The sequence below is a fragment of the Alcanivorax sp. genome, from assembly GCF_051117345.1.
Classification (GTDB): Bacteria; Pseudomonadota; Gammaproteobacteria; order Pseudomonadales; family Alcanivoracaceae; genus Alcanivorax.
Map to the genome: position 1 here is coordinate 1 of NZ_JBNPEC010000248.1, position 24,254 is coordinate 24,254.

19 protein-coding genes are annotated in these 24,254 nt (G+C 60.1%); 11 read left to right on the forward strand and 8 right to left on the reverse strand.

Translation table 11 applies throughout. The features are described from left to right. From parE to thiC, 6 genes are all read right to left on the reverse strand, one after another. The coding region (parE, locus tag ACFE0K_RS15565; protein WP_434536934.1) for a DNA topoisomerase IV subunit B at nt 1-1,814 on the reverse strand (1,814 nt) is incomplete at its 3' end. Between the two features lie 82 nt (nt 1,815-1,896). Next, entirely contained in the window at nt 1,897-2,484 is a 588-nt protein-coding gene (locus ACFE0K_RS15570) for a YqiA/YcfP family alpha/beta fold hydrolase (protein WP_434536935.1), read from the reverse strand. 274 nt (nt 2,485-2,758) lie between these two features. Further along, a complete protein-coding gene (gene cpdA, locus ACFE0K_RS15575; RefSeq protein WP_434536936.1) occupies nt 2,759-3,565 on the reverse strand; it encodes a 3',5'-cyclic-AMP phosphodiesterase in 807 nt (268 codons plus the stop codon). A gap of 165 nt (nt 3,566-3,730) precedes the next feature. Further along, nucleotides 3,731-4,192 (reverse strand): DUF1249 domain-containing protein, encoded by a 462-nt coding sequence (locus ACFE0K_RS15580; protein WP_434536937.1) that lies wholly within the window; start codon nt 4,190-4,192, stop codon nt 3,731-3,733. Continuing rightward, entirely contained in the window at nt 4,189-4,818 is a 630-nt protein-coding gene (locus ACFE0K_RS15585; RefSeq protein ID WP_434536938.1) for an NUDIX domain-containing protein, read from the reverse strand. Before ACFE0K_RS15585 ends, ACFE0K_RS15580 begins: the two co-directional genes overlap by 4 nt. Further along, nucleotides 4,811-6,694 carry a phosphomethylpyrimidine synthase ThiC gene (gene thiC / locus ACFE0K_RS15590; RefSeq protein ID WP_434536939.1) on the reverse strand — a complete coding sequence of 628 codons (1,884 nt, stop codon included), beginning with the start codon at nt 6,692-6,694 and terminating at the stop codon, nt 4,811-4,813. Before thiC ends, ACFE0K_RS15585 begins: the two co-directional genes overlap by 8 nt. Before the next feature lie 162 nt (nt 6,695-6,856). Here thiC and ACFE0K_RS15595 point away from each other — a divergent pair, with 162 nt between their 5' ends. Continuing rightward, complete coding sequence (locus tag ACFE0K_RS15595; protein WP_434536940.1) at nt 6,857-8,263, forward strand: TolC family outer membrane protein; 1,407 nt, start codon at nt 6,857-6,859, stop codon at nt 8,261-8,263. A 119-nt stretch (nt 8,264-8,382) separates the two neighbouring features. Here the strand turns inward: ACFE0K_RS15595 and waaA are convergent, their stop codons facing one another. Next, nucleotides 8,383-9,654: a lipid IV(A) 3-deoxy-D-manno-octulosonic acid transferase gene (gene waaA, locus ACFE0K_RS15600; RefSeq protein WP_434536941.1), complete on the reverse strand. Its 1,272-nt coding sequence runs from the start codon at nt 9,652-9,654 to the stop codon at nt 8,383-8,385. A 136-nt stretch (nt 9,655-9,790) separates the two neighbouring features. Between waaA and ACFE0K_RS15605 the strand changes: the two genes are divergently transcribed. The 3 genes from ACFE0K_RS15605 to ACFE0K_RS15615 all read left to right on the forward strand — a co-directional run bounded on the left by ACFE0K_RS15605 (nt 9,791) and on the right by ACFE0K_RS15615 (nt 12,226). Next, nucleotides 9,791-10,984, forward strand: a complete 1,194-nt coding sequence (locus ACFE0K_RS15605) for an FAD-dependent oxidoreductase (RefSeq protein WP_434536942.1) — start codon at nt 9,791-9,793, stop codon at nt 10,982-10,984. A 98-nt stretch (nt 10,985-11,082) separates the two neighbouring features. After that, entirely contained in the window at nt 11,083-11,871 is a 789-nt protein-coding gene (locus ACFE0K_RS15610) for an aldo/keto reductase (RefSeq protein ID WP_434536943.1), read from the forward strand. A gap of 19 nt (nt 11,872-11,890) precedes the next feature. Next, nucleotides 11,891-12,226: a hypothetical protein gene (locus tag ACFE0K_RS15615; RefSeq protein ID WP_434536944.1), complete on the forward strand. Its 336-nt coding sequence runs from the start codon at nt 11,891-11,893 to the stop codon at nt 12,224-12,226. 76 nt (nt 12,227-12,302) lie between these two features. On the opposite strand, the gene ACFE0K_RS15620 is transcribed toward ACFE0K_RS15615, so the two are convergent. Continuing rightward, nucleotides 12,303-13,151: a patatin-like phospholipase family protein gene (locus ACFE0K_RS15620; protein WP_434536945.1), complete on the reverse strand. Its 849-nt coding sequence runs from the start codon at nt 13,149-13,151 to the stop codon at nt 12,303-12,305. A 310-nt stretch (nt 13,152-13,461) separates the two neighbouring features. On the opposite strand from ACFE0K_RS15620, the gene atzF reads away from it, so the two are divergent. From atzF to ACFE0K_RS15655, 7 genes are all read left to right on the forward strand, one after another. Beyond that, nucleotides 13,462-15,252: an allophanate hydrolase gene (gene atzF, locus ACFE0K_RS15625; protein ID WP_434536946.1), complete on the forward strand. Its 1,791-nt coding sequence runs from the start codon at nt 13,462-13,464 to the stop codon at nt 15,250-15,252. Beyond that, nucleotides 15,252-18,875: an urea carboxylase gene (gene uca / locus ACFE0K_RS15630; RefSeq protein ID WP_434536947.1), complete on the forward strand. Its 3,624-nt coding sequence runs from the start codon at nt 15,252-15,254 to the stop codon at nt 18,873-18,875. Before atzF ends, uca begins: the two co-directional genes overlap by 1 nt. Nucleotides 18,876-18,886: 11 nt before the next feature. Further along, entirely contained in the window at nt 18,887-19,594 is a 708-nt protein-coding gene (locus ACFE0K_RS15635) for a GntR family transcriptional regulator (protein ID WP_434536948.1), read from the forward strand. Nucleotides 19,595-19,670: 76 nt separating this feature from the next. Continuing rightward, on the forward strand, nt 19,671-20,666 hold the full coding sequence (locus tag ACFE0K_RS15640) for a hypothetical protein (RefSeq protein ID WP_434536949.1): 996 nt from the start codon (nt 19,671-19,673) through the stop codon (nt 20,664-20,666). Nucleotides 20,667-20,733: 67 nt separating this feature from the next. Further along, entirely contained in the window at nt 20,734-21,993 is a 1,260-nt protein-coding gene (gene urtA / locus ACFE0K_RS15645) for an urea ABC transporter substrate-binding protein (protein ID WP_434536952.1), read from the forward strand. Nucleotides 21,994-22,083: 90 nt separating this feature from the next. Beyond that, on the forward strand, nt 22,084-23,715 hold the full coding sequence (gene urtB, locus ACFE0K_RS15650; RefSeq protein WP_434536950.1) for an urea ABC transporter permease subunit UrtB: 1,632 nt from the start codon (nt 22,084-22,086) through the stop codon (nt 23,713-23,715). A 1-nt stretch (nt 23,716) separates the two neighbouring features. Further along, a partial coding sequence (locus tag ACFE0K_RS15655) for an ABC transporter permease subunit (RefSeq protein WP_434536951.1) occupies nt 23,717-24,254 on the forward strand: 538 nt, incomplete at its 3' end.

The following is a 24,254-nucleotide window of genomic DNA, read 5'->3' on the forward strand; positions in this document are numbered from 1 at the left end:
ATATCCATCAACTGGAGAGTATCGTCGCCGCCGGTTACATCCAGGCGCACCAATCGACGGGTATCCCGGGCCATGGTGGTTTCGCGCAGTTGCAGCGGGTTCATTTCGCCCAGGCCCTTGAAGCGGGTGACGTTGACCTTGCCGCGCTTCTTCTCGGCTTTGATACGGTCCAGCACCCCTTCGCGCTCTTCCTTGTCCAGGGCGTAGTAAACCTCCTTGCCCACGTCGATGCGGTATAGCGGTGGCATGGCGACGAAGACATGGCCATTTTTCACCAGCGCCGGGAAGTGGCGCAGGAACAGGGCACAGATCAGGGTGGCAATGTGCAAGCCGTCGGAATCCGCATCGGCGAGGATGCACACCTTGCCGTAACGCAGGGCGCTCAGATCATCGCTGCCCGGTTCGATACCCAGGGCCACGGCGATATCGTGAATTTCCTGGCTGCCCAGCACTTCGGCGGAGTCCACTTCCCAGGTGTTCATGATCTTGCCGCGCAGGGGCATGATGGCCTGGTAAACCCGGTCCCGGGCCTGTTTGGCAGAGCCACCCGCCGAATCCCCTTCCACCAGGAAGATTTCACTCTGGGAAGGATCATCGCTGGTACAGTCCGCCAGCTTGCCGGGCAACGCCGGGCCGCTGGTCACTTTCTTGCGGGTGACTTTCTTGGCCGCGCGCAGACGCTTCTGGGCATTATTGATGCACAGATCCGCCAGCTTCTCCGCCTCATTGGTGTGCTGGTTCAACCACAGGGAGAAGGCATCCTTGACCACACCGGACACAAACGCGGCAGTCTGCCGGGAGCTGAGACGCTCCTTGGTCTGGCCGGCGAACTGCGGGTCCTGCATCTTGACGCTGAGCACATAGGCCACCCGATCCCAGATATCTTCCGGGGTCAGCTTTACGCCACGGGGCAACAGGTTGCGGAACTCACAGAACTCACGCATGGCTTCCAACAGCCCGGAGCGCAAACCATTGACGTGAGTACCGCCCTGGGGAGTGGGGATCAGGTTCACATAGGATTCCTGCACCAGCTCGCCGCCTTCCGGCAGCCACATCACCGCCCAGTCCACCGCTTCGGTTTCCGCACTCATGGCGCCATTGAAGGGCTCATCCGGTACCCGCTCCCAGCCACGACCGGATTCCAGCAGGTATTCGATCAAACCATCGGCGAACTGCCAGGTGTCGGTTTCACCGCTGACCTGGTTGTCCAGGGTGACCAGCAGCCCCGGGCACAACACCGCTTTGGCGCGCAGCAAATGTTTGAGCCGGGACACGGAAATCTTCGGGGAATCGAAATACTTGGCATCGGGCCAGAAACGCAGAATGGTGCCGGTGTTGCGTTTGCCGACGGTGTCGACTACTTCCAGGTCACTGCGTTTTTCGCCGTCTCCGAATTCCATCCGGTGCAGCTGGCCGTCCCGTTTCACCAGGATCTCCAGCTTGGTGGACAGAGCGTTAACGACGGACACGCCTACGCCATGCAGACCACCGCTGAACTGGTAGTTGTTGTTGGAGAACTTGCCGCCGGAATGCAGCGTGGACAGGATCACTTCCACCCCGGGCTTCTTCTGCACCGGATGCATGTCCACCGGCATGCCGCGACCGTCATCTTCCACTTCCACGCCGCCATCTTTCAGCAGGGTGACCTTGATGGATTTGGCATGGCCAGCCAGGGCTTCATCCACCGAGTTATCGATGACTTCCTGGGCCAGGTGGTTGGGGCGGGAGGTATCGGTGTACATCCCCGGACGCTTGCGCACCGGGTCGAGGCCCGATAACACTTCAATATTTTCGGACGTATACGTATTGGCCATAGAGTTTCCAGAAGCGCCGGACGCATGACGCCAGACGCTGAACGCTTGGCAGGATCAAGCGTCTGGCGTCTGGCCTCGGGCATCAGGCGTGTATTTCAATACCACAAAACCGCAGTATCAGCGGAATGAAGGCGTCAAAGTTATCAAAGCCGTGGCTGCCACCCAAGCCGCAATAGCGGTGACAGTCCCCGTAATAGTCCCAGCCGTCTTCCCAGTCGAGGGTTTCATCGCCGGTCTGGGTGAGCAGAAGCAGGTTTTCCGGCTGGCTGATGACCGGCACCTCATAGCGCTTCAGCTCGTCCAGCCAGGCCGGATTGAATTCCCAGGCCTCGCCGGTGTGATAGTTATGCTGGATACCTGTGTATTTGTCCAGTAGTCGCCAGGGTCGAACCGCAGGATTTACGATTACCGCCTGCAAATCATGGTGCTCGGCCAGCCAGGTGGCATAGAAACCACCCAGCGATGACCCCAGCAGCGCCACCGGCCCGGCCCCGGCAATCACCGCATCCAGCTCCGCCATGGCAGCCTTGGGCTCCACCGGCAGCGCGGGCACGTGCAACCGCTCAGGACAGCCAGCGCGTTCGAACACCTCTCGCAACAGGCCCGCCTTGTGGGACGCTGGGGAGCTGTTGAAGCCGTGAACGTATATGAGAGAGGTTTCTGGAGCCATAGGAATTCAACAGGTCGAAGGATGAAACAGTGAACAGTGAACAGTGAACAGTGAACAGTGAACAGTGAACAGTGAACAGTGAACAGTGAACAGTGAACAGTGAACAGTGAACAGTGAACAGTGAACAAGGCTGCCCGACCCGTCAGCCCAGTCAAGCCTTTTCTCTTTAAACGCAGGAGGCCGCATCCATCATCTGCACGCGGCCTCCAACATACCAGCCCGGAACACCGCCGCCCGCGCGCTGTTAACTATTAACTGTTCACTGTTAACTAAATCAGTAGCCCTTCACCGAGAAATCCACCTCAAAGGTAATCCCCTCCACCCGACTGACGGCGGTGTCGATGCGGCCGTCCGGGTACAGATCCAGCCAGCGATAACCCGGGTTGCTGTCGTCGACGGCGAAGTCTTCGCTTTTCGGTTTGAACTGCACGCAGGTGCTGGGCACGGCCAGCAGGCGCACGCCGTTGCGCAGGTCATCATACTCCTGGTGCACATGACCCCAGATAATGGCACGCACACGGGGATGGCGGTCGATGACGGCAAAAAACTGCTCGGCACTACCCACCACCTGGGTGTCCAGCCAGGCACACTCCATCGGCACCGGATGGTGATGCAGGCACACCATCAGATGTTCACCACGGGCGTTGGCCAGGGCGTCATCCAGAAATTTCAGGTCTTCGTCAAACAGGTCGCCAGGGACTTCACCGGGAATGGTGGAGTCGAGCATGATGATGGTCCAGTTGCCGATCTCCAGCACGCAGGGGCTGATGCGCTCGCGATGGCAATCCAGGGCCTGGAGCATGGGGGCGGGCTTGTCGTGATTGCCTTCCAGCCAGTACACCGGCGCGGGAAAGGCGGAAAGGGCCTGTTCCAGCCGCTGATACGACTCATAGGAAGCATCCTGGGACAGATCCCCGGTGGCCAGAATCAGGTCCGGGCTGGGCTGCTCACCACGGATCAGCTCCAACACCTTGTCCAGACTGAACTGTGTATTCAGGCCCAACAGCTTGCCTTGTGTATCGGCAAACAGATGGCAGTCTGATAACTGCACCACTCGAAGGGGCTGCAACTGCTGCGTCAAGATCCCCGCTCCCGTCCTCGATTTATTATTCCCGTTTGGGAGGCAGCGAATGCTCTCCCGAGCATTCCCTCAACACTCATGGATCACTTATAACCAAGATGATGGCACTTTTCTAGGAAAGACGTCCAAGATCAGGACATGGTTAGCAATTCTTTACAGCGACTGTCAGGAATTACCGGTCACCTGCCGGCGCCAGTCGTTGCCTGCATCACGACCGTGGTCGTGGACATGGCGCAGCCACTCGGCCAGGAAGCGATTCCACTGCACCTTTTCATCACGCTGGTGCATGTGGCGGTTGGGATAGGCATAACGGGCATTGACCCGCCGAAAGGGACGCGCCTCGGTAACTTCCGCAAGGCGCGCATCGTGATACAGACGCACGGTCAGACGAGAGGCCGGTAGCACATCCAGCAATTCCTGGTCTTCCAGGCGTACGGTGGTGGTGTAGGGGGAGCGCTCCAGCACCCGCAGTTGCAGAGTGTGAGTGTGCTGGGTATGGCCCAGCTCCACGGCCATGCTGTCGCGGTCGCCCATGGCGTTCATCAACGGCAGCATGCGGGCGTAGTTTTCCTCGCACTGGCTCATCAGGGCACGGAAATCCAGCCGGTAGCGATCGCGGCGTTTCATACTCCATCCCAGGCCGCATCCAGCCGGTCGCGGTGCAGTAACAGCCACTGCAGGGCGATCAGCGACGCCGCATTATCCACCAGGCCGGATTCCAGCAATTCGGGAATGTCGGTCACCGGCACGGTCAGGGCACGAATGTCCTCGCCTTCGTCCGGGCAACCGAAGATACCGCCAGCGCCAGCCAGGTCCGCCTGGCCAACGAACACCTGCAGGCGCTCGTTGGTACCACCGGGGCTGGGCATGTAGGCGGCGATGGATTCCATCTCGCCCAGGGTAATGCCCGCTTCCTCCATGGCTTCACGGCGGATCAGGTCGGCGGCGCTTTCGCCGTCCTTGTCGGCGATGCCGGCGATCAGTTCCAGGCACCAGGGGGAATGCCGCCACTCCAGCGCGCCCACACGGAACTGCTCCACCAGCAGGATTTCACCCCGGCGAGGATCATAGGGCAGCACCGCCGACGCCTGCGGACGCACGAACAGCTCACGACGCACCGGATTGCCCCAGCCTCCGTTGTACTGCCGGTGCCTCAGGGTCAGGGTGTCGACACGAAAGAAGCCCTGAAACGGGGTATCCCGTTCCAGCACTTCCACGTCATCGGGGCCGAACAGCGGCTTCAGATCACTCATTGGCTTCATGATAAAGGGCGCTGCCCTTTTCACGGAACTCCTTGGATTTCTCTTCCATGCCCGCTTCCGCGTCGGCCTGCGCCACCTGCTCCCGGCCATCGCCGTAAATCTCACGGACTTCCTGGCTGATCTTCATGGAGCAGAATTTGGGCCCGCACATGGAGCAGAAATGCGCCACCTTGTGGGCCTGCTTGGGCAGGGTTTCATCATGGAATTCGCGGGCACGGTCCGGGTCCAGGCCCAGATTGAACTGGTCTTCCCAACGGAATTCGAAGCGCGCCTTGGACAGGGCATTGTCGCGCAGCTGGGCGCCTGGATGCCCCTTGGCAAGATCGGACGCATGGGCGGCAATCTTGTAGGTGATGATGCCTTCCTTCACGTCTTCCCGGTTGGGCAGACCCAGGTGCTCTTTCGGAGTCACATAGCAGAGCATGGCGGTGCCGTACCAACCAATCATGGCGGCACCAATGGCGCTGGAAATATGATCGTAGCCCGGAGAGATGTCGATGGTCAGCGGACCCAGGGTGTAGAACGGCGCCTCGCCACAGTGCTTGAGCTGCTCGTCCATGTTGGCCTTGATCATGTGCATGGGCACGTGTCCGGGGCCTTCGATCATCACCTGCACATCGTGCTTCCAGGCGATCTTGGTGAGCTCGCCCAGGGTGCGCAGTTCGCTGAACTGGGCTTCGTCGTTGGCGTCGGCAATAGAGCCGGGGCGCAGGCCATCGCCGAGACTGAAGGTCACATCGTAGGCCTTCATGATCTCGCAGATGTCTTCGAAATGGGTATAGAGGAAGCTCTCTTTATGGTGCGCCAGGCACCACTTGGCCATGATCGACCCACCGCGGGACACGATACCGGTGACCCGGTTGGCGGTCATCGGCACGTAGCGCAGCAGTACCCCGGCGTGGATGGTGAAGTAGCTCACCCCCTGCTCGGCCTGCTCAATCAGGGTATCGCGGAAGATTTCCCAGGTCAGGTCTTCGGCCACACCGTTGACCTTCTCCAGTGCCTGGTAGATCGGCACCGTGCCGATCGGCACCGGCGAGTTACGCAGAATCCACTCGCGGGTTTCATGGATATTGTCGCCGGTGGACAGATCCATCACCGTATCGCCGCCCCAGCGGGTAGCCCAGGTCATCTTGGACACTTCTTCCTCAATGGAAGAGGTCACCGCCGAATTACCGATGTTGGCATTGATCTTGGTGAGGAAGTTACGGCCGATGATCATCGGCTCGATTTCCGGATGGTTGATATTCACCGGAATCACTGCTCGACCACGCGCCACTTCGTCACGGACAAATTCCGGGGTGATTTCCGCCGGGATGCTGGCACCAAAATCCTGCCCCGGATGCTGATCCATGGGCAGCCCCGCTTCCCGGTGCTCACGCAACCGCTGGTTCTCGCGGATGGCGATAAATTCCATTTCCGGGGTGATGATGCCCTGGCGGGCATAGTGCATCTGGCTGACATTCTTGCCCGCTTTGGCACGACGCGGAACGCGGGTGTGCTGGAAGCGCAACCCGGCCGTTTTCAGGTCCTTGGCGCGCTTTTGCCCGTATTCACTGGTCAAACCATCCAGTTGCTCGGTATCATCCCTTTCCTGAATCCAGTTCATACGGATTGGCGCCAGGCCCTGCCGCACATCAATGGTTACGTCCGGGTCGGTATAGGGACCGGACGTATCATAGACGCTAACCGGTGGGTTATCCTCGAACTTTCCGTCCGCCAACGGGGTCGGACTCTGGCGTATTTCTCGCATGGGGACACGAATGTCGGGGCGAGAGCCGGTAACATAAATTTTTTGCGAGCCGGCGATAGGCTGGCAGGATTCATCAATCGTATTAGCGGTGATGGGGCGCTGATCGTCTGGCACGTCGGCCTCCGGAAAACATGGGAAAAGACAGGAATGGCCGACACTATACGCCAGCGCCTATCGGCCAAACAACCGCGACACCGGTGTGACAGAAGCCGTATCAATTTTCTGTACCACCCAGTACTATAATGACCAAACTCACCCAGGAAAGAGTGCACCAGAATGAAGCGCAGCCCAACCAAGATCCTCGTTCTCATGCTGACCTCACTGGCCAGTTCCGTCCACGCCGCCGATCTGGTCGAGATCGCCAACGCCGCCTGGAGCTATGACGGCACCTGGCGGGCCGCCCGCATGAGCTGGGACGCGGACCAGCAACTGTTGGTGCAGGGCCGAGCCGCCCTCTTTCCCAATGTGTCCGCCAGCTATGGCCGGTATGACAATGAGAGAAAACTGGAAGAGCTGGGGGTCACCCAGGATTTCGGCACCGAAACCACCACCCTGCAACTGACGCAGCCTTTGTTCCGTGTTGATGCCTGGTACGGCTACAAGGAAGCACAGTCCAGCACCGATATTGCGCAGGCCAATTTTGAACAGGCCCGGCAGGATTTCGTGTTGCGGGTGGCCCAGGGTTACTTTGGTGTGCTGCGCGCCTGGGACACCCTGGTGTCGGCCAAGGCCGAAGAAAAAGCCATCGGTCGGCAACTGGAACAGACCCAGGAACGTTTCGATGTGGGGCTGGTGCCCGCCACCGATGTGGAAGAAGCCCAGGCCACCTATGACCTGACCCGGGTCAACCTGATTGTCGCCCAGCAACAATATGATATCGCCCGCGATCAACTTGAATCGCTGAGCGGTCAGCGCTGGGAAACACTCTCTGAACTGAAAGACGAACTGCCCATGAAAGGCCCACAACCGGCCAACATGGCAGACTGGATTGACAAGGCGCAGGCCCAAAACCCTCAGGTGCTGGCCGCCCGCTACAACTCCGAGCTGACAGAAAATACCGCCAAACGTCAGCTAGGGGCGCAACTCCCCCAGGTGCAGTTTGTCGCCCAATACCAGCATTCTCACACGGCACCTGAAGGTAACAGTGCTGCGGGCTTTTCCACCGGGGTTAACCCGGACAGCGAATCCAAACAGATCGGCGTGGAAGTGAGCATGCCCCTGTTCCAGGGTGGGGGCTTGAACAGTCGCCGGAAAGAAGCCGCCTTGCGAGCTGATGCTGCCGTCTACCAGTACCAGCAAGCCCTGCGCGATATCATTCAGCAGGCCCGCAGCGCCTACCGCACAGTGGAATCCGATGCCCTGCGCGTGAGCGCCCGCAAGCAGGCCATCCGCTCCGCTCGCTCGGCCCTGGAAGCCACCCAGTCAGGCTATGAGGTAGGCACCCGTAATGTGGTGGACGTACTCAACGCCCAGCAGGCGCTGTTCGCCGCCGAACGGGACTACGCCAACGCCCGCTACGACTACATCATCAACTCCCTGACCCTGAAATCCACCACCGGTGACCTTCAGCAGGGCGACCTGGCAGGGATCAACCAATGGCTGTCGGATACCGACACCCTGAACATCTACCAGCCGGATCTGGAAGGCCGCAGCGACGCGCTGGTGCCAGACGCGCGGTACTGAAAAGGCAGTGAATAGTTGCGCGCGTGAGCGCAACACTGCTCTGAAAGCCAAGAGGCCGCGCCCACTGTATGGGCGCGGCCTCTTGCGTTTAATGCCGTAAAAGCTTTTTCGCGTCGCTGTTAACTTTTCACTGTTAACTGTTCACTAATCAGTTCAAGCCCTTTCTCCAGCGCCCCGCGATTGGCTTCCACCACCGCCGCTGCCGCCTGCCCCTGACGCTGGCGTTGATCCGGATAACGGAACAGCGCCTGCAGCGCAATGGCCAGGGCATCCGCATTGTCCACCAGGGTCAGGGCGTCAGCGTCGTCCAGTAGCCCGGCGATGGCGGTAAAATTGTGCAGGTGGGGCCCGGTGAGTACCGGCTTGCCCCAGCCGGCAGGCTCCAGCAAATTGTGTCCGCCCACCGGCACCAGCGAGCCACCCACAAAGGCCACATCCGCCACCCCGAACAGCATCAGCAGTTCGCCCATGGTATCGGCCAGATACACCCGGGTGTCGGCAGTGATAGCCTCCTGCCCACTGCGCCGGGCCAGCATGAACCCCTGCTGGCGAATCAGTTGAGCCACATTGTCGAACCGTTCCGGATGGCGGGGCACCAGCACCAGCAGCGCATCCGGCAGGACTTGCAGCAATGCCTTGTGGGCGGCCAGTACAGGCTCATCCTCGCCCGGGTGAGTACTGGCGGCAATCCACACCGGGCGCTCGCCAATCTCCACCCGCAAGCGCGCCGCCGCCTGCCGGACCGTATCGTCCAGGCTCATGTCGAATTTCACGCTGCCGATGGCGTGCACCCGTTCCGGCCAGGCACCCAAGGCGATATAACGCTCCCGTTCCACCGGGGTCTGCACCGCCAGGGCATCGAAGCGCGCCATCATCGGCCGTACCAGACGGGGCAACTTGCTGTAGCCCCGATAGCTTTTTTCCGACAAGCGCCCGTTCATCAGCATCAGTTTGGCACCGTGACGTTTCACCGCCGCACACAGGTTGGGCCACAGTTCGGTTTCCAGCACGATCACCGTTTTCGGATCAAAGGCGCGCAGGAAGCGGTTCAGAGCAGTGGGCAACTCCCAGGGGCAATAGACATGGGTCACCCGATCTCCGAACAGGGCCTTCACCCGCTCCGACCCCGTGGGTGTCGTCGTGGTCACCAGCAGTGGCGTATCCGGGTAATCCGCCAGCAACCGCTCGATCATCGGCACCGCCGCCAGGGTTTCCCCCACCGACACCGCATGCACCCAGATACTGCTTTTCAGGGTGCCGGGGCGATACCCCCAGGCCATGCGTTCCTTCCAGCGTTGTCGGTAGGCCGGTGCCTGTCGCCCGCGCAGCCACAAGCGCAAAAACAGTAACGGGAGCAGTAAATACCAAAGAAAGGAGTAAAGGGTTTGCATAGGCGCTCTTGTCTCGGTGTAAGGACTGCTTGCCTGCATAACGCTACAGGAAAATCAGGGTGATGCCTGTTGCCGGCTTGCGTGCCCGCAGCGCAGCCTATGCTAGCATAGCGGCAACTTTCTCCGATGGTGAGCCATGAGTCACTCCCCTCTGAAACCCGACATTCTGATCTTCGGCGGCGGCATTGCCGGCCTGTGGCTGATCAACCGGCTCAACGCCGCCGGTTATCAGTGCCTGCTGCTGGAAACCGGCACCCTGGGCGGCGACCAGACCCTGGCCAGCCAGGGCATCATTCACGGCGGCCTCAAGTATGCTCTGGGCGGCAACCTGTCCAGCGAGTCGGAATCCATCGCCGCCATGCCGGACCGTTGGCGCGCCGCCATGGCCGGCGACGATCCGGTGGACCTGCGCCACCTGCAAGTGCTCAGCGATACCCAGCACATGTGGTCCAGTGGCTCAGTGGCCTCGCGCATGACCAACTTCTTCGCCAGCAAGATGCTGCGCGGACGCATCGAAAAACTGAAGCGGGACCACTTCCCTTCCGCCCTGGCGGACAAGGCCTTCAAGGGTAATGTCTACAAGCTGGATGATCTGGTCATCAATACCGAATCATTGATCGACACCCTGGCCGTGCCGGTACGCGAACGGCTGCTGGCTTTCGATATGGAACGCGACACGCTGGAGTGGGGAGAGAAGGGACTGAATGCGGTGACCGTCAATGGCCAGCGTATCGAGCCGGCCCTGACCATCCTGTCCGCCGGCAATGGCAACCCGGCACTGCTGGACGGCGCCCATCAGGCCCACCTGCTGACCGAGGAACACAGCCAGTTACGCCCGCTGAAAATGTTGCTGGTGAAGCACGACCTGGGCCACCGCCTTTACGCCCACTGCGTCGGCACCAGCAACAAGCCGGTGCTCACCGTGACTACCCATGACTGTCCGGATGGCAAGGTAGTCTGGTATCTGGGTGGCGACCTGGCAGAACGGGGCGTGGAACGCAGTGACCAGGAACAACTGGCCGCTGGCCGGACCGAGTTGACGCAACTGTTCCCCTGGCTCGATTTCAGCCAGGCCGAGTTTGCCGTCCTCAACGTGACCCGCGCCGAGCCGAAACAGCAGGCGATGGTGAAACCGGATAATGCCTACGCCCACCGCGATCACAACCTGATTGTCGCCTGGCCCACCAAACTCACCCTGGCCCCGGACCTGGGCGACCGGGTGATGGCGCTGCTAAAGGAGAGCGGGCTGGAACCGGGGGCGCCATTAGCGGTACCGGAAACGCTGGAACAGGCACCCATGGGCGTGCCGTACTGGCACCGCTGTTTTTGATTACCTCACCGTAGGAGCGTCGCTGGCGGCGCGATTATCCACGCACGGAATCGCGCCGCCAGCGACGCTCCTACGGCAAGACGAACAAGGAAGCTTTCATGTCCTTCATGCGCCCGCTGGGCAACACAGGGTTAACCGTCAGCGCCCTCGGTCTGGGCACGGTAAAGATCGGCCGCGACAAGGGGGTTAAGTACCCCAGCACCTTTACCATTCCCGATGACCGGGCAGTAGTAGAACTGTTCGCCCAGTCCCGGGACCTGGGCCTGAACCTGATCGACACCGCACCCGCCTATGGCCGCAGCGAAGAGCGACTAGGGCAACTGCTCCGGGATCGCCAGCACTGGGTCATCGTTACCAAGGTGGGCGAGGAATTCGACAACGACAGCGGCGACAGCCACTTCGATTTCTCCCCAGAACATGTACGCACCTCGGTGGAACGCAGCCTCAAGCGACTCAACACCGACTACCTGGATTGCGTGCTGGTGCATTCCGACGGCAACGATCTGGACGTCCTCAACATGGGCACCCTGGATGCACTGAACGATCTGAAGAAGGCCGGCCTGATCCGCGCCACCGGCATGTCCACCAAAACCGTGGCCGGCGGCATCGCTACCCTCGACCAGGCGGACATGGCCATGGTCACTTACAACCTGGCCCATGATGAAGAGCTACCGGTGATCGAACAAGCCGCCGCCCGGAACAAGGGCATCCTGATCAAGAAGGCCTTTGCCAGCGGCCACCTGCACAATCAGGGAAAGGACCCGGTGCAGGAAAGCATGAACAAGATCCTTGGCACCGCCGGCGTCGGCAGTATTATTGCCGGCACCATCAACCCGCAACATCTGCGGGAGAACGTGGAAAAAGCACGCCGCGCCTGCGGCGAATAACAACAAAAAAGGAAGCACTATGCGCAGGTTGCTCAGTATCGCGCTGTTATTACTGGCTTCAAGCAGCCAGGCGGACAAGGTCTATCTTCTGGAAACGCCACCCAGCGACTGCCAGGGCGGTGATACCGTTACCATAGAAACCGGCGGCAAACTCCAGGGCCTGCTTTTCAGTGACGCCTGGATCGAAAACAACGCCAAAAAGAAACTGTTCAAGGCCATCAAGAAAGCCGACGGCAATCGGGCCGTCCTGAAAGACCGGCGCGTGTTCCTGATGGATAACCATCATCGCGGCATTCAACGCATTGAGCTGGAAGCGTGGACTTGGCGCTGCGAAAAGCCCGTTAACAGTGAATAGTTAATAGCGAACAGCGACAAACCCCAGGGGCCGAAATGACTCTCTGCCATGGCGTGGCCATTGAGTGCAGGCAACCTTACCCCACCGCTTCGAGAAACTGCTCGCCCAGCGCCACCGACGCCGCCTGATGCCCTTGCCAATAGCCCTGCTCCAGCTTCTGGCCATTGGTGGTCAAGCGACTCACCGGAAAGTCCTGACCCGGCGCAATCACCGTCAGCCGGCAGTCCGTCGGTGGGTTATCAATAAATTCCAGCGCGTCATTGTAGGTTTGCGAACGCTTCAGCATGCCGGCATACAAGCCCGGCATATCCTTGACCCAGGGTTTCAGCAGTGGCGTCAACGCGCTGGGCTTCTTGCGGTAACCCTGATGTCGGGACAGCACCACAGTGATATCCCTGGCGCCTTGCTCATAGGCCCAGCGCACCGGAATGGAGTCACCCAGTCCGCCATCGGTCATGGGGTGCCCGTTCACCGTGGGGAATTGCCGGTAAGCAAAAGGAATGGAACAGGACGCCGTCATGATCTCGTCCAGATTGCCGGGCGTCGCCTGATAGTAACGAGGCTCGCCATCCTCCACCGAGGTGGTAACCACCCATAGCGGCGTCTGCGATTGCCAGTGTCGATCCAGACTGAGCGGTACATCCTGCAAGGATTGATGCCACAACCAGTGCACATCACACAGGTGGCCGCCGCTCATGAAGCGCTGCCAGTTAATGAAATCCGCCCGGCAGGCGTGATCGGTAATGATGCGCCGACTGCGCCCGTGATCCCCGGCCAGGTAACCGATCAGATTGGTGGAACCGGCGGACACTCCCACCGCGAAATCGAATTCCCGGTAATCTTTTTCGAGAAAGGCATCCAGCACCCCGGCGGCAAAAATGCCGCGCATGGCGCCTCCTTCCACAACCAGCGCTCGCGAGGACATGCACGCCTCCTGTTTGATCTGACAGTCCTTATCAACCATGCCAAAACACCGTCAAAAGTGGAAATAGCACACCCCTTTGCCAGCGATCGTTGCCGGCAATAGCAACTCTTTATCGCAACGCACCCTTTTGCACTCTTACAGCGCAGCTGCATCAGCGTGGCGCATACCAGCCTGACGGTTGAAGCCGATGACGTCAGCCATCAGACATTTAATTTTTGTAAAAACAGTCACTTAAATTATTTTTATCTGTTTGGCACCGCCTTTGCACAAGTCCGCATACCAACTTGTGTACAACCAGGTGTGCTAACGAATGATTGGCTGGACTCTTGAACAATGGCAGGCGGCCTACCGCAGCGGTGACCTCACCCCGGTACAGGCTATGGAACAACTGGCAACGCGGCTGCACGACAGCGAGCGCGCCCTGTGGATTCACCTGCTGGACGAGTCCTCCCTGCTGGCCCAGGCCAATGCTCTCACCGACCCCGACCTGCCCTTGTATGGCATTCCCTTTGCGGTGAAAGACAATATTGATGTGGCCGGCATTCCCACCACCGCCGCCTGCCCCGACTTTGCCTATACACCGCAGCAAGACGCCACCGTGGTCAGACTGCTACGCGAGGCCGGGGCGATTGTGGTGGGCAAAACCAATCTGGATCAGTTCGCCACCGGCCTGGTGGGTACCCGTTCGCCCTACGGCGAGGTTGCCAACCCTTTCAATCCTGACTACCTCAGCGGCGGTTCCAGTTCCGGGTCTGCAGTCAGCGTCAGCCAGGGGCTGGTGCCCTTCTCCCTGGGTACCGACACCGCCGGCTCCGGGCGAATCCCCGCCGCCTTTACCAATACTGTGGGCCTGAAACCCACCCGCGGTGCCGCGAGTACCCAAGGTGTGGTGCCGGCCTGCCGAACGCTCGACTGTGTCAGCGTCTTTGCGCTGAACGTGGAAGACGCCCAGACCATTTACCGCATCATCGGCCAGTTCGATCGCGACGATGCCTTCAGCCGTCCGGCGCCGTCCCGGCAAAAAAACGGGCTACCCGCACGGCCAAAGCTGGGCATTCCCAAAGACCTGCCCTGGTTCGGTGATACCCGGGCGAAAGCGCTCTGGGAACAGCAACTGGAAAGCCTAAAGAGTATTGCCGAGCTGGTTAGCGTGGACACCATGGTGCTACAGGATGCCGCCGCCCTGCTTTATCAGGGGCCCTGGGTCGCAGAGCGCTTCACCGTCACTGAGAACCTGTTACAGGAAAAGCCGGAGGCGCTGCTACCGGTGATTCGTGACATCCTCGAACCCGCCGCCCAGCTCACCGCCGTTGACAGCTTCCGCGCCCAATACCGGCTGGCCGAACTCAAGCGCCAGTCCGACACCCTGCTGGCCGAGGTGGATGCTTTACTACTGCCCACGGCACCGGGCATCTACACCCGCGACGCGGTGCGCGCCGACCCCATCACCCTGAACAGCCAACTGGGGACCTGGACCAACTTCGTCAACCTGCTGGACCTCTGTGCCCTGGCCTTACCCGGCGGCTTTCGTGATGACGGCCTGCCCGGTGGCTTCACTCTGGTCGCCCCGGCCTGGCACGACCATGCCCTGGTCGAATTCGGGCAGCGCTGGCAGCAACACCAGCCCTGGCAGGCCGGCGCCACCGATCTGGATCTGCCCGCACCGCAACCCCCATCAGCCATTGACGATAACAACACCATCACCGTGGCCGTGGTTGGTGCCCACCTCACCGGCATGCCGCTCAATAGCCAGCTCACCGAACGTGACGCGGTGCTACTGGAAGCCACTCACACCGCCCCCTGCTACCGCCTTTATGCCCTGGCCAACACGGTGCCACCCAAGCCCGGGCTGATCCGCAATGAAAAGGACGGCGGCGACAGCATTCCCATCGAGCTGTGGCAGATGCCCATCGAACACTTCGGCAGCTTTGTCGGCCTGATTCCCGCCCCGCTGGGCATCGGCAGCCTGGAAACCGTGGATGGCCGCTGGGTGAAAGGCTTTATCTGCGAGCCCTGGGCCATCGACGACGCTACCGACATTACCGAACTGGGTGGCTGGAGAAACTACATCTCGACATTGAAAAAAGACGGAGCCCTGTAATGTTGAAGAAAGTGCTGATCGCCAACCGGGGAGAGATTGCGGTACGTATCTGCCGCACCCTGAAGCAGATGGGTATCGCCTCGGTAGCCGTATATTCCGATGCGGATCGCAACAGCCAGCACGTCAGCGTGGCCGATGAGGCCGTGGCCCTGGGTGGCCAGACCGCCGCAGAGAGTTACCTGAAAACCGATCTGATTCTGCAGGCGGCAAAGGACACCGGCGCCGATGCCATCATCCCCGGCTACGGCTTCCTCTCGGAAAATGCCGAGTTTGCCGAGGCCTGCGACGCCAACGGCATCGCCTTTGTGGGCCCCACCCCGAAGCAACTGCGCGAGTTCGGCCTCAAGCATGAAGCCCGTGCCATCGCTGAAAAAGCCGGCGTACCCCTGGCCCCCGGCACCGACTTGCTGGCCAGCCTGGAGGAAGCCAAACAGGCCGCCATCGATATCGGCTATCCGGTGATGCTGAAGAGCACCGCTGGCGGTGGCGGCATCGGCCTGTCTCGCTGCAACAACGAAGACGAACTGGTAGCCGCTTTCGAATCGGTAAAACGTCTGGGGGAAAGTTTCTTCTCTGACAGCGGCGTTTTCATCGAACGCTTCGTCGCCCACGCCCGCCATGTGGAAGTGCAAATCTTCGGTGACGGCAACGGCACCGTGCTGGCCCTGGGCGAACGGGAATGCTCCCTGCAACGCCGCAACCAGAAAGTGGTGGAAGAAACCCCGGCCCCCAACCTGCCCCAGGCCACCCGCGAGCAACTGCATGCCAGCGCTGTACGCCTGGGCCAGACCGTCAAATACCGCTCCGCCGGCACGGTGGAATATATCTACGACGACGAACGCGACGAATTCTATTTCCTGGAAGTGAATACTCGCCTGCAGGTGGAGCATGGCGTCACCGAATCTGTGTTCGGCGTGGACCTGGTGCAGTGGATGCTGCAACTGGCTGGCGGCGAACGCCCGCCGCTAGATGACGACTACACCAGTCAGGGCGCGTCCATGGAAGTGCGCATCTACGCCGAAGATGCGCTGAAGGATTTCCAGCCCAGTCCCGGTGAACTCACGGAAGTGTCCTTCCCCGACAACATCCGTCTGGATGGCTGGGTGGACACTGGCACCGTGGTCAGCCCCCACTATGATCCGATGCTGGCTAAGGTCATCGTCCACGGCAGCAATCGCACCGACGCTCTGGAGAAGATGCAGACAGCGCTGGCGGAAACCCGCCTCTCTGGGATTGCCACCAACCTGGATTACCTGCGGCAGATTCTCCGCGATGACAATGTCATCGCCGGCACCGTTTCCACCCGCTATCTGGAAACCTTTGCTTATACGCCCATGGCCTTCGAGATTGTCGAGCCGGGCACCTACACCACGGTGCAGGATTATCCGGGCCGGGCCGGCTACTGGGATATCGGCGTGCCGCCGTCCGGCCCCATGGATGATGTCGCTTTCCGTCTGGGCAATCGTATTGTCGGCAACCACGGCAGCGCCGCCGGCCTGGAAGCTACCCTGGTGGGGCCCGGCCTGAAGTTCCATTGCGACACTGTGGTGGCGCTCACCGGCGCCGCTTGTGAGGCGGAGCTGGACGGCCAGCCGGTATCCTTCTGGGAACCCATTACCATCAAGTCCGGCCAGACCCTGACCACCGGTAAAGTGAGCAGCGGCTGCCGCACTTATATCGCCGTACGCAACGGCATCGACGTACCGGATTATCTGGGCAGCAAATCCACCTTCGTGCTGGGCAAGTTCGGCGGCCACGGTGGCCGCACCCTGCGCAAGGGCGATGTGCTCTCCCTCTGCCAGCCACAACTGGCCGGTTGTCCCACACCGGCGCCGGTGGCCGAACCACACCCGGCCGAAGACAATCTGATCCCGGACTACCCGCAACAGTGGGATATCAAGGTGCTGTACGGTCCCCACGGCGCGCCGGACTTCTTTAGCGAAGATGCCATCGAGGAATTCTTCAGCGCCGACTGGCAGGTGCACTACAACTCCAACCGGCTGGGCATCCGTCTGGTAGGCCCCAAGCCGAGCTGGACCCGTACCGACGGCGGCGAAGCCGGCCTGCATCCGTCCAATGTTCACGACAACGAATACGCCATCGGCTCCATCAATTTCACCGGTGATTTCCCGGTCATCCTCACCAAGGATGGCCCGAGCCTTGGGGGGTTCGTCTGCCCGGTGACTATTGCCAAGGCCGAGCTGTGGAAAGTGGGCCAGTTGAAGCCCGGCGACAGCATTCGCTTCTCACCGATCAGCTTTGCACAAGCCAAAGCCATGGAAGAAGCCCAGGATGCCTCCATCGAAAATCTGGGTGTGATTCCGGTGGTAAACCCGGAGATCAGCGACCACAGCGACACCTTTACCTCGGCGACCATGCTGGCGGAGAAGGATGCGCTCGGCCATGTGCCACGCATCGTCTACCGCCAGGCCGGCGACAAGTACATCCTGATCGAATACGGCGACAACGTGCTCGACCTGGCCCTGCGCATGCGTGTCCATGCGCTGATGGAAAACCTGAAGACGTCGCCGGTGGACGGCATTCTCGAACTGTCCCCCGGGGTACGCAGCCTGCAGGTGCATTACGACTCCCGCCGTATTGATCAGGGCTCACTGGTCAATGCGCTGCTGGATCGAGAACAATCCATCGGCAGTGTGGACGATATGGTCGTTACCTCGCGGGTACTGCACCTGCCCATGGCCTTCGAAGACAGCGCCACCCTGGATGCGGTCACCCGTTACCAGGAAACCATTCGCAGTGACGCCCCCTGGTTGCCCAACAACGTGGAGTTCATTCGCCGCATCAACGGCCTGCAATCCACGGACCAGGTACGCGATATCATTTTCAGTGCCAGCTATCTGGTACTGGGCCTGGGTGATGTGTACCTGGGCGCACCCTGTGCCGTCCCCATTGATCCCCGCCACCGCCTGATGACGTCCAAGTACAACCCGGCGCGCACCTACACCGCCGAAGGCACCGTGGGCATCGGCGGCGTCTACATGTGCATCTACGGCATGGACTCCCCCGGCGGTTACCAGTTGGTGGGTCGCACCCTGCCGATCTGGAACAAGCACCTGAAGAACACCCAGTTCCACAGTGGCGAGCCCTGGTTGCTGAAGTTTTTCGACCAGGTGCGTTACTACCCGGTCAGCGAGGAAAAACTCACCGAGATGCGCGAGGCCTTCCGCCACGGTCACCTGCAGGTGGAGATCAGCGAAGAGCCCTTCAGCCTGGCCGAGCACCGCCAGTTCCTGACAGACAACCAACAGGAAATTGCCGACTTCAACGCCCGCCGTGATGTGGCCTTCCGCGAAGAAGTCTCGCGCTGGCAGGACGAGGACGCGGCGGTGGAATCCGCACTGATGGGCAACAAGGCAGATATCGGCGAAGTGGATGGCCACCTGATCAGCGCCGAAATCAGCGGCAACGTCTGGAAGCTGCTGGTGGAAGAAGGCGCCCAGGTCAGCGAAGGCCAGCCCCTGGTGATCGTGGAAGCCATGAAGATGGAATTCGAGATCGTCGCCAACGCCAGCGGCAAGGTCACCGGCCTGCACTGCCAACCGGGCTCCATCATCAATGCCGGTGATCCGGTACTGGTCATTGATCCGAAAGCGGTTGCCTGAGAGGACATGCCATGAAAGCGCGTGCAGAAAAAAAATCCAACAATCTGGCTGATCGCATCTATCAGCAGCTGAAAAGCGACATCTTCGATTTCCGGCTAATGCCCGGTGACCGTTTCAGCGAAAACGAGATTGCCGAACGCATGGGCGCATCACGCACGCCAGTTCGTGAAGCGCTGTTTCGGCTGCAACGCGAATCCTATGTGGATGTCCTTTTTCGCAGTGGCTGGCAGGTCAAACCCTTTGACTTTGATTACTTCGAAGAGCTCTACGATGTGCGCACCATTCTGGAATGTGCCGCAGTACGCAAGATCTGCGAGCAGGAAAATAACTCATCAAAACTCGATGACCTGATTCGCATCTGGTGTGTGCCCGAGTCGGAAAGGCTGAAAGACGGCGGCACCCTGAGCCGGCTGGATGAACGCTTTCACGAAATGCTGGTGGAAGCCGCCGGCAACGCTGAAATGGCGCGCATTCATCACGACCTCACCGAGCGCTTGCGCATCATTCGCCGCCTGGATTTCACCAAACCACCGCGCATCGATGCCACCTACCAGGAGCACGGCTCCATTCTTGATGCTATTCAGCATCGGCGCTGCGAGCAGGCACAGATTCAGCTACGCGCTCATATCGAAAGTTCCCGCAATGAAGTGCGAAAGATAACACTGCATATGCTTCACGAAGCGCGTATGCACAGCGGCAAGTCTGACAACGACGACTAGTTCGCAAGCAACGATTTCATTCATCGATGGGGGGAAACCCATGTTACGAAAGGAAGCTGTAACGAGCGCGCTTGCCATGGCCGCTCTCATCACACCGATATCAGCACTCAGTGCCGAGATCGATCCGGACATCTCAGTGGGCGGAGGCCTGCGCACCAGCTTTACCAGTGTGGAAAACGCGGCACCTGACGGCGAATCCAGCTCCAGCGATTTCAATCTGGACAGTGTGCGTCTGTACATCAATGGTCAGGTCACCGACACCATCAAGATGACCGTAAACACTGAATACGATGGTGCTGAAGAAAAGATGCGGGTTCTTGATGCCATTGCCCGGTTCGAGTATTCCGACACCTTCAATCTTTGGGCCGGCCGATTCCTGCCCGCCAGTGACCGTTCCAACCTCTCCGGGCCGTACTATCTGACCACCTGGAACTTTCCATCTGTACAAGCCTACCCGGCTATTTTTGCCGGCCGTGACGACGGCGTTGCCTACTGGGGCCAGGTCAACGAAGGCCAGTTCAAATGGCAGTTCTCCGTCACCGAAGGCCCGGAAGATCCGGTCCCTGCGGAAGATGATGACGACTTGCTGTACAGCGGCCGCCTCACCCTCAACCTGATGGATCCCGAGCCGGGGTATTACAACTCCAGCACCTACTTCGGAGAGAAAGACATTCTCGCCCTTGGCCTGGTAGGCCAGAGCCAGGGTTCCGATTCCGCCTGGAGTGTGGATGCCTTGTTCGAGAAGAACACCGGCGCCGGCACCGTCACCGTGGAAGGGGCCTATTACCAGTACGACGGTCTTGGCGGCCTGGGTGGCGACGAAAGTGACGGCTATTTCGTGCTGGCCGGCTTCCTGTTCCCGCAGGCAATCGGTCCGGGTCAACTGCAACCGGTCATTCGTTACACCGAGGGCGAAGTCACCGATGGCGCCGAAGGCGACATCAGCGAGTTCAACCTGAACTACATCATCAAGAGCCACAACGCCCGTATCAGTGCGGCCTACCAGGACCGCAACGACGAGCTGTTCAGCGACAACGACACCTTTGTACTTGGTCTGCAACTACGGATGTAAGTGCATAACCACAAGGAGTTTTGCCATGCAAATTTCAAACACACTGAAACGACTGACTGCAGGAATCATGATTTCCGGCAGCATTATCTACAGCGGCACGGTAATGGCCGCCGATACCATCAAGGTCGGGGTACTGCATTCCCTGTCCGGCACCATGGCCATTAGTGAATCCACCCTGAAAGACACTGTTCTGATGATGATCGAGGAACAGAACAAGAAGGGCGGCGTGATGGGCAAGCAGCTGGAACCTGTGGTCGTTGACCCGGCTTCCAACTGGCCTCTGTTTGCGGAAAAAACCCGTGAGCTGATCAGCCAGCAAGGCGTGGATGTGATCTTCGGCTGCTGGACCTCGGTATCGCGTAAATCCGTGCTGCCGGTGGTGGAAGAACTCAACGGCCTGCTGTTCTACCCGGTGCAGTACGAAGGGGAAGAATCGTCCAAGAATGTGTTCTACACCGGCGCCGCACCCAACCAGCAGGCAATCCCGGCAGTGAACTATTTGATCAACGAACTGGGCGTGGAACGCTTCGTGCTGGCTGGTACCGACTATGTGTACCCGCGCACCACCAACAAGATCCTGGAAGCCTACCTGAAGTCCAAGGGCGTGGCCGACAAGGACATCATGATCAACTACACCCCGTTCGGTCATTCCGACTGGCAGTCCATTGTCAGCGACATCAAGGCCTTCGGTAATCAGGGCAAGAAAACCGCAGTGGTCTCCACCATCAACGGCGATGCCAACGTGCCGTTCTACAAGGAACTGGGCAACCAGGGCGTCAGCGCCCAGGACATTCCGGTAGTGGCCTTCTCCGTGGGTGAAGAAGAACTGTCCGGTATCGACACCAGCCCGCTGGTCGGCCATCTGGCTGCCTGGAACTATTTCCAGAGCGTCTACAACGATAGCAACGATGCTTTCATCGCCCAGTGGCATGACTTTACCAAGGACGACAAGCGCGTCACCAACGACCCCATGGAAGCCACCTATATCGGTTTCAACATGTGGGTGAAGGCTGTGGAAAAAGCCCAGTCCACCGACACGGATAAAGTGGCAGAGGCCATGATCGGTGTAGAAAGCCCGAACCTGACCGGCGGCATGGCGGTGATGAACGAGAACCACCATCTGTCCAAGCCGGTACTGATCGGGGAAATCCAGGACGACGGCCAGTTCGCCGTGGTCTGGGAAACCGACGGCCTGGTGAAAGGTGATGCCTGGTCCGACTACCTGCCCGGCTCCAAGGATCTGATTTCCGACTGGAGCGCGCCGACCCAGTGCGGCAACTACGACACCAAAACCAAGAAATGCCTTGGCAGCAAGGCCATGCAGTAACAGGCACGACCCTCTCCGGTTATCACCTTGCGTTACGGCGCAGGGTGGTGACCGGCTTTTTCGATCTACCCAGTCTGTAAGGAGCCCACTATGGGTCACGCTATTGGCCGGTTTTTGACAACCCTGCTGCTGGCAGCGTTGTGCAATACGGTTCTGGCCGACCTGGCCACAGACGCAGGCCCGGCCCCAGGCCCCGGCCTCCACGATATTCTCAACCAGTTGGCCAGCCGCAGCTTTGACGACAAGGAAGCGGCCATTCGCCAACTGGCCGAGCAGGATCACCCGCGCGTGGTGCCTTTGCTCAATGCCCTGATGAACCGCGACCTGGTGCAACACAGAGACAGCGGCGCCATTATGCTGGGCCGCAAAAACAGCGACGGCTGGCAACTGCTCGACCCGGTCAGCGAAGCGGAACAGCAACAGGTGGGCTCACGGGATGCCCGCCCGGTGGTGATCAACAACCGCCTGCGTACCGTCATCAATAATCAGCTGGCCCTGCGCGACCTGGTCAGCCCGGACAGCGAGCAGCGCTATCAGGCCGCCGGCCAGCTGATCGGCAACGCCGACCCGGAAATGCTCTCGGCCCTGGCTGCACGCCGGGCCCAGGAAACCGTTGCCCGGGTGCAGGACCGTATTGATGTGGCACTCAACATCGCCACCCTGGACAACGACGATCTGGCCGCCCGCCTGAATGCCATTGCGGCACTGGCCGGCAGCCTGCATCCCGCCGCCAAGAACGCCCTGCGCGATCGGGTCGCCGCCAGCGACAACCCGGCGGAAGTGCGCGCCGCAGAAAAGGCGCTGACCCGCATCGAAGCCCGCATCGAACGCTACCAGACCGCCGATACCCTGTTCTTCGGCCTCAGCCTGGGCTCGGTGCTGCTGCTCGCCGCCATTGGCCTGGCCATCACCTTCGGCGTTATGGGCGTAATCAACATGGCCCACGGCGAACTGATCATGATTGGCGCCTACACCACCTATGTGATTCAGCAGGTTTTGCCCAACAGTCACGAATGGTCGCTGCTGATCGCCATTCCCGCCGCCTTTGTGGTGTCGGCATTGGTGGGCATTCTGATTGAACGCTTTGTGATTCGTTTTCTGTATGGTCGACCACTGGAAACGCTACTGGCCACCTTCGGGGTCAGCCTGATTCTGCAACAGGCGGTGCGGGTTATCTTTTCGCCCCTGAACCGCACCGTGATCACACCGGAATGGATGAGTGGCGCACTGGAAATCAACCCGGTGTTCTCGCTCACCTATAACCGCCTGTACATCATCTTCTTTGCCCTGGCCGTGTTCCTGGCCCTGCTCACCCTGCTGAAGAAAACCCGCCTGGGTCTGCAGGTCAGAGCGGTCAGCCAGAACCGCACCACCGCGCGTGCCATGGGCATTCGCAGCGAACGAGTCAATGCGCTGACGTTCGGCCTGGGCTCGGGGATCGCCGGCGTCGCCGGGGTGGCCCTAGCGCAGCTCACCAATGTGGGCCCCAACCTGGGCCAGAGCTACATCATCGATTCCTTCATGGTGGTGGTGTTCGGCGGCGTAGGTAATTTGTGGGGCACCCTCACCGCGGCCTTCAGCCTGGGCATCGCCAACAAGTTGCTGGAGCCCGTGGCCGGGGCGGTACTGGCAAAAATCATCGTGCTGATCTTCATCATCCTGTTTATCCAGCGCAAACCACGGGGTCTGTTCCCGCAACGTGGCCGGGCCGCGGAGGAATAATATGCGAGACTCAACCTTCAAAAGCGCCTTCAGTGATCGCACTGCGCAAACCTTCATGGGCGTACTGCTGGGCGCCACACTGGTGGTTACCCTGCTCAACCAGTTTTTTCCGCCGGATTCGCCACTGCATGTGAGCGCCTACACCGTCACCCTGCTGGGCAAGTACCTGTGCTACGCCCTGCTGGCGCTGTCGCTGGATCTGGTGTGGGGTTACTGCGGCATTCTCAGCCTGGGTCATGGCGCCTTCTTTGCCCTGGGCGGCTATGCCATGGGCATGTACCTGATGCGCCAGATCGGCGACCGGGGCGTGTACGGCAATCCGGAGTTGCCGGACTTCATGGTGTTCCTGAACTGGAGTGAACTGCCCTGGTACTGGCAGGGTTTCGATCAGTTCTGGTTTGCCGCCCTGATGATACTGCTGGTCCCCGGCCTGCTGGCCTTCGTGTTTGGCTGGCTGGCATTCCGTTCCCGGGTCACTGGCGTCTACCTGTCGATCATCCACCCGGCACTCACCTATGCCCTGATGCTTGCCTTTTTCC

Bases quoted from the DNA above. Each gene is read 5' to 3' on its own strand.
- ACFE0K_RS15570 (WP_434536935.1), bottom strand. From the start codon at position 2,484: ATGGCTCCAGAAACCTCTCTCATATACGTTCACGGCTTCAACAGCTCC.
- ACFE0K_RS15580 (WP_434536937.1), bottom strand. From the start codon at position 4,192: ATGAAACGCCGCGATCGCTACCGGCTGGATTTCCGTGCCCTGATGAGC.
- ACFE0K_RS15585 (WP_434536938.1), bottom strand. From the start codon at position 4,818: ATGAGTGATCTGAAGCCGCTGTTCGGCCCCGATGACGTGGAAGTGCTG.
- ACFE0K_RS15595 (WP_434536940.1), top strand. From the start codon at position 6,857: ATGAAGCGCAGCCCAACCAAGATCCTCGTTCTCATGCTGACCTCACTG.
- waaA (WP_434536941.1), bottom strand. From the start codon at position 9,654: ATGCAAACCCTTTACTCCTTTCTTTGGTATTTACTGCTCCCGTTACTG.
- ACFE0K_RS15605 (WP_434536942.1), top strand. From the start codon at position 9,791: ATGAGTCACTCCCCTCTGAAACCCGACATTCTGATCTTCGGCGGCGGC.
- ACFE0K_RS15610 (WP_434536943.1), top strand. From the start codon at position 11,083: ATGTCCTTCATGCGCCCGCTGGGCAACACAGGGTTAACCGTCAGCGCC.
- ACFE0K_RS15615 (WP_434536944.1), top strand. From the start codon at position 11,891: ATGCGCAGGTTGCTCAGTATCGCGCTGTTATTACTGGCTTCAAGCAGC.
- ACFE0K_RS15620 (WP_434536945.1), bottom strand. From the start codon at position 13,151: ATGTCCTCGCGAGCGCTGGTTGTGGAAGGAGGCGCCATGCGCGGCATT.
- atzF (WP_434536946.1), top strand. From the start codon at position 13,462: ATGATTGGCTGGACTCTTGAACAATGGCAGGCGGCCTACCGCAGCGGT.
- uca (WP_434536947.1), top strand. From the start codon at position 15,252: ATGTTGAAGAAAGTGCTGATCGCCAACCGGGGAGAGATTGCGGTACGT.
- ACFE0K_RS15635 (WP_434536948.1), top strand. From the start codon at position 18,887: ATGAAAGCGCGTGCAGAAAAAAAATCCAACAATCTGGCTGATCGCATC.
- ACFE0K_RS15640 (WP_434536949.1), top strand. From the start codon at position 19,671: ATGGCCGCTCTCATCACACCGATATCAGCACTCAGTGCCGAGATCGAT.
- urtA (WP_434536952.1), top strand. From the start codon at position 20,734: ATGATTTCCGGCAGCATTATCTACAGCGGCACGGTAATGGCCGCCGAT.
- urtB (WP_434536950.1), top strand. From the start codon at position 22,084: ATGGGTCACGCTATTGGCCGGTTTTTGACAACCCTGCTGCTGGCAGCG.